Source organism: Intrasporangium sp., from assembly GCF_040414665.1.
Lineage (GTDB): Bacteria > Actinomycetota > Actinomycetes > Actinomycetales > Dermatophilaceae > Intrasporangium.
Window position 1 is genome coordinate 1 of record NZ_JBEDUL010000181.1, and the last position, 6,226, is coordinate 6,226.

Annotated in this window: 3 protein-coding genes; all 3 read left to right on the forward strand. The window is 69.7% G+C overall.

Translation table 11 applies throughout. The features are described from left to right. On the forward strand, window positions 1–1,972 hold a 1,972-nt coding region (gene asnB / locus ABF401_RS20335), incomplete at its 5' end, for an asparagine synthase (glutamine-hydrolyzing) (protein ID WP_353511415.1). Between the two features lie 48 nt (window positions 1,973–2,020). Continuing rightward, on the forward strand, window positions 2,021–4,231 hold the full coding sequence (locus ABF401_RS20340; protein ID WP_353511416.1) for a bi-domain-containing oxidoreductase: 2,211 nt from the start codon (window positions 2,021–2,023) through the stop codon (window positions 4,229–4,231). Then, on the forward strand, window positions 4,228–6,226 hold a 1,999-nt coding region (locus tag ABF401_RS20345), incomplete at its 3' end, for a heparinase II/III family protein (protein WP_353511417.1). The genes ABF401_RS20340 and ABF401_RS20345, both read left to right, overlap by 4 nt.

A 6,226-nucleotide genomic window follows, 5' to 3' on the forward strand; every position in this document is an offset into this window, starting at 1 on the left:
CGGCGAACGCGTCCAGGGCGCGGGAGACGGTCGGACACCGCGCGACGACGGAGGCCTGACCATGTGCGGGATCGCCGGTGCCTTCCAGCAGCCGGACGGCAAGACTGCGGTCAGCACGATGACGGACCGCATCGGCCACCGGGGGCCGGACGCGAGTGGCGTCGTCGAGCTGGTGTCCCCGGAGAGCGCGGTCGTCCTCGGGCACCGGCGCCTGTCCATCATCGATCTCTCCACCGCAGCCGATCAGCCGCTCGCCAAGAATGGCCTGACGCTCACCTACAACGGCGAGATCTACAACCACCGGGAGATCAGGCGAGAGCTCGAGGCCGGCGGTGTCCGGTTCACCACGCGCTCCGACACCGAGGTCGTCCTCGAGGCGTGGCGACGCTGGGGAACCGAGTCACTGAGGCGCCTCCGGGGGATGTTCGCCTTCGCGATCCACGATGAGGCGTCCGGGACCCTGGCGCTCGCCCGGGACCCGTTCGGGATCAAGCCGCTCTACGTCATGCCCAGGGGAGAGGGCATCCTGTTCGCCTCCGAGCTCAAGGCGCTGCTGGCTGCAGTGGGTAGCGAGCTGGTCATCGAGCCGGCGGCGATGGTCGCCTCGGCGCTCTACTACTGGGTGCCGCAGGAGTACGTTCCCGTGCGTGGCGTGCACAAGCTGCCTCCCGGGACCTGGGCGGAGTACCACCGCGACGGCACAGTGACATCCGGGACCTACTGGGACGTGGCCGCGGAGGCGGCACTCGCGGCCCATGGGCCCCGTGTCGACCTGCGCGAGGTGCTCACCTCCTCGGTGGAGGCACACCTCGTATCGGACGTTCCCGCCGCGTGCTTCCTCAGTGGCGGGCTCGACTCGAGCATCGTCACCGCGCTCGCCCATCGTCGCGATCCCTCGATCGAGGCGTACACGATCGCATTCCGTCCGGAGGACAACCGGCTCGAGGCGATGCCCGACGACGCTCGCTACGCCCGGCAGATGGCCGCACGCCTGGGGATGCCGCTCCATGAGATCGAGATCTCGCCCGACGTCGTCGAGCTGCTGCCTCGCATGGTCGATGTCCTCGACGAGCCGATCGGCGACCCCGCGGCGATCAACACACTGCTCATGTGCGAGGCCGCACGGCAGGCCGGCGTCAAGGTGCTCCTCTCGGGCATGGGCGCCGACGAGCTCTTCGGTGGCTACCGCAAGCACCTGGCCATGCTCATGAGCGCTCGCTACCGTCGAGTCCCCGCGCCCGTCCGCTCGCTTGTCGGCCCGGCGGTGCGGGCACTTCCGGTCGCGGTCGCCGGCCGCGGGTTGCGCACGGTGCGGTGGGCCCACCGATTCCTCACCTTCGCAGAGCTGCCCGAGGAGGACGCCTTCCGGCGCAGCTACACCCTGTACGACCGGGACGAGCTGGCGGACCTGCTCGACCCGTCGCTCGCGGTGCACGTCGACGGGGTGATCGACAGCCACCGCCGCATCTACGAGGACAACAGCCTGGCGGACGAGGTCGCCCGCATGTGCCTGGCCGACACCCGGATGTTCCTTCCCGGTCTCAACCTCGCCTACACCGACCGTGCGAGCATGGCCGCCTCCACGGAGGTCCGCGTGCCGTTCGTCGACCCGGCTGTTTTCAGGGCGGCGTTCTCGCTACCCGCCTCCGAGCGGATCCGCGGTCGCCAGCAGAAGGCAGCGCTCAAGGACGCCGCTCGTGCATGGCTTCCCGACGAGATCATCGACCGTCCCAAGGCGAGCTTCGGTGCGCCCCTCCGGGCCTGGGTGGCCGGTGACCTGCGGGAGCTCGTGGACGACGTCCTGGTCGGTGGCGAGCTCGTGGCGACGGGTTTCCTTCGGCGCGAGCCGCTCCGGCGTCTCGTCGAGGACCAGCGTGCCGGTCGCCGCGACGAGGCGAAACAGGTGTGGCAGCTGCTCAGTCTCGAGCTCTGGTACCGCAACGCCCGCGCTGCCGGTGTCTCCGTGGGCTAGGGAGGAGACGCGGATGATGCAACGGCAGAAGACGGAGGGTGAAGTCGCATGAGGCAGGTGGCCCAGAACTACCGGTCTGGCGAGCTGAGCGTGCTCGACGTGCCCCCACCCGCCTGCAAACCAGGGGGCGTGCTGGTCCGGACCACCTACTCGCTCATCTCGACCGGCACCGAGCTGATGAAGGTGAGCGAGGCGCGTCTCTCCCTGCTCGGCAAGGCCCGGGCCCGGCCCGACCAGGTCAGAAAGGTTCTCGACACCGCCGTCCAGCAGGGCCCCGTCGCGACCTATCGAAAGGCCATGAGCAAGCTCGACAGCTACACCCCGCTGGGCTACTCACTGTGCGGCGTCGTCGTCGAGGTCGGTTCCGGTGCCGAGGAGTTCGCCGTCGGGGACGTCGTGGCGGCGGCGGGCAACGAGTTCGCGCTCCACGCCGAGCTGAACTGGATCCCGACCAACCTCTGCGTGCCGGTCCCCTCCGGCGTCGTGCCGCAGCACGCCGCGTTCGCGACGGTTGGAGCCATCGCCATGCAGGGCGTGCGCCGGGCCGAGGTGCAGCTCGGCGAGACAGCGTGTGTGATCGGTCTCGGACTGATCGGGCAGCTCGTGGTCCGGCTGCTCGTTGCCTCCGGTGTCCGCGTCGTCGGCGTTGACACGGTGCCTGACCGCTGCCGTATGGCAGAGGCAGCCGGCGCCGTGGCCTGCGCCGCACCCGACGACGATGGAACCACGTATCTCGAGCAGGTGCTCGACGCGACGACCGGCGGCATCGGTGCCGATCACATCTTCCTGGCAGCCGGAGGGGGCAGCAACGGCCCGGTCGAGCTCGCCGCCCGGCTCGCGCGGGATCGAGCGCGGGTCGTCGACATCGGCAAGACCCGGCTCGACCTGCCATGGAACGCCTACTACGAGAAGGAACTCGACGTCCGCTTCTCGCGCTCCTACGGTCCCGGTCGCTACGACGACCGCTACGAGCTGCAGGGGATCGACTACCCGGTGGGCTACGTGCGCTGGACGGAGCGACGCAACCTCCAGTGCTTCCTCGATCTGCTGTCAACGGGCTCGATGGAGGTCGGCTCCCTCGTCTCCGGAACCCATCCCGTGGCTGAGGCCGAGACCGTCTACGCGCAGTTGCGCGACGGAAGCCTCCATGGCGTGGGACATCTTTTCGAGTACGACGAGTCCCGTATGCCGCTGAGCTCGGCGGGTGCCGACGTGTCGTTGTCGTCCGGCGTGCTTCCTCCGCCGCAACGCAACGGACACGTCAGCCGGACCGTGGCCCAGCCCGCAACGGCCGCCAAGCGGGCCACCGTGCGGCTCGGCTTCATCGGCGCCGGCAACTACGCCACCTCCATGCTGCTGCCCCACCTCGCCGCGGACCCCTCGGCCACGTTGGGGACCGTGGCGACGACCAGGTCCCTGTCCGCGGTGAACGCACAGCGCAAGTTCGGCTTCGAGCACGCCACGACTGATGCCGCCGCCGTGCTGGACGACTCGGCCATCGACGCGGTCTTCGTCGTCACGCGTCATCATTCGCACGCCGACTTCGTGTGCGCCGCGCTCGAGGCCGGAAAGGCTGTCTTCGTCGAGAAGCCCTTGGCGCTCATGCGGGCGGACGTCGACCGGGTCCTCGAGGTTGTCGAACGAACCGGCAACGACCGAATCATGGTGGGCTTCAACCGCCGCTTCGCACCTCTGTTCACCCATCTTCGCGAGCGCTTCGGCCCAGTGGTCGGCCCGATGAGTGCGCGCTATCTCATCAACGCGGGACGGCTCGACCCGTTGAGCTGGTACCTCGACGAGGGACTCGAAGGTTCGCGCTTCCTGGGTGAGGGCGGCCACTTCATCGACACCGTGAGCGCGTGGATGGGTCACGCGCCCGTCGAGGTCACCGCGCAGCAGACGTCGAACGCCCTGGACCTCCACATCGTCCTCCGCCACGCCGGCGGCTCGCTGGCCACCATCACCTACGGGACGGATGGCGACAGCCGGTTCCCCAAGGAGACCTTTGACGTCTCCGGCAACGGCCGGAACGCGCGACTCGACAACTTCTCCCGAGCCACGGTGTGGAGCCGCTCAGGCAAGGACGTCAAACGATCGCTCGGTCAGGACAAGGGCCAACGCCACATGCTGCGGGCGTTCCTCGAAGCAGTCCGAGAGGGGGCGCCGATGCCGATCGACGTGGAATCCATCGTCGCCACGACCCGAGCCACCATCGCCGTCGGGGAGAGCCTCGCCTCCGGGAGGCCGGTGGCTCCATGAGCAGGTCACTCGGGTGGTACGCGCGCCGCCTCAGCCGGATGTCCCCACGCGAGGTCGGGTGGCGGGTCGGCGACCGCCTGCGGCACGTGTGGTGGGTGAGGCGGCAGGTGCATCCCGGAGACGGTTTCCCGCCGCCCCCGGGACTGCTCGCGTCCAGGGTGTTCGCCAGCATGGTCCCGCCGCCCGCGCGGGAGCGAGTGCCGCCCGAGGCCGCACGGCAACTCGTCGCAGCAGCGGACCGGCTGCTCGCGGGTGAGTGGGACGTCCTCGGCACGCCTCGGCCCGATGTCGTGGACCCGGACTGGTTCCTCGACCCGGTCACCGGCAGGCGGGCCCCTGATGCCGCGCTGGCGTTCGGGATCGATCACCGAGACGAGACGGTCACCGGTAATGTCAAGTCAGTGTGGGAGCTGTCCCGTCACCACCACCTGACGGTGCTCGCTGCCGCATGGTGGCTCACAGGGGACGACAGGTATGCGGACGTCGTTGCGGCCCAGCTGCGCTCGTGGTGGGCCCGCAACCCGAACTTGTCCGGCATTCACTGGACGAGTGGGATCGAGCTTGGTGTCCGACTGACGAGCTGGGTGTGGGTTCGGCGTCTCCTCGACGGCTGGCCGGGCGTCCGCGAGCTCTTCGAGGACAACCCCCAGGCACTGGCCCAGCTGCACTGGCACCAGGAGTACCTCGCTGCCTTCCGCAGCCGTGGATCGTCCGCCAACAACCACGCCATCGCAGAAGCCTCCGGTCGGCTGGCGGCGGCATGCGCCTTCCCGTGGTACGACGAGAGCGACGACTGGCGCCGGGATGCAGCTGCGCAACTCGAGACGATGCTCGCGTTGAACACCTTCCCCAGCGGAGTGAACCGAGAGCTTGCCACCGACTACCACCGGTTCGTCACCGAGCTCGGGCTCGTGGCCCTCGTGGAGGCGGAAGCGGCGGGGCATCCGGTGGGCGAGGGGATCCGCACCTTGCTCGCTCGCTCTCTCGACGCCGCCGTCGCCATGCTTGACGTAGCAGGCCATCCGCCGCGGCAGGGAGATGGAGACGAGGGCAGGGCGCTGGTCCTCGATGACCCCGACGCCGATCCGTGGTCCGTCCTGCTGGCGTGCGGCGCGGCCACCCTCGGAGCCAGCGACTGGTGGCCCCCGGTCTCCCCGGGCGTCATGAGCACTCTCTTGGCTGAGGTCGCCCCGACGAAGGCGGTTGTCGACCGTCCGGCGGAACCTCCCCGGGCGTTCGCGGACGCCGGGCTGCACATCCTGCGCACGCCCCTCGGCGAAGGCCCAGAGATCTGGTGCCGCTGTGACGGCGGCCCGCACGGGTTCCTCTCCATCGCCGCGCACGGCCACGCCGACGCGCTGTCGGTCGAGGTCCGTCACGACGGCGTCGAGCTGCTGGTCGACCCCGGCACGTACTGCTACCACGGGCAGCCCGAGTGGCGGAGCTACTTCCGGTCGACCCGCGCGCACAACACCATCGAGATCGACGGCGAGAACCAGGTGCACGAGGCCGGCCCCTTCATGTGGGCCGGACATGCGGACGCCGTCGTCGACGGGTGCGACGTCGACCCCGCTGGCCAGCAGAAGTGGACGGCCCATCACACGTCCTACTCGCGGCTGGACGCGGCGCTGCGCCATGCACGCGAGGTGGTGCTCGACGGCGTCGGGGCGCGGATCACCGTGACCGACACCCTCACCGGCAGCCGAGCGCACCGGCTCCGGATGTTCTGGCATCTCGGTCCAGAGGTCACGGTCGAGCTCATGGGCGCCGTCGCCGATCTGAGCTGGGCAGGTCGGGAGGGCGAGCTGCGCCAGGCGCAACTCGTGCTCCCGGTTGCGCTGGAGTGGGCCGCCCGCCGCGGCGAGACCGAGCCCCAACTGGGTTGGCACTCACCCCGATTCGGGGAACGGGTTCCTACGACGACCCTCGTCGGGATGGGCGAGTGGTCCGGGACCCTTGACCTCCGGACCGACCTCCGGCTGCCCTCCTTCACCA

Coding starts and splice junctions, on each gene's coding strand:
- ABF401_RS20340 (WP_353511416.1), top strand. CDS start 2,021: ATGAGGCAGGTGGCCCAGAACTACCGGTCTGGCGAGCTGAGCGTGCTC.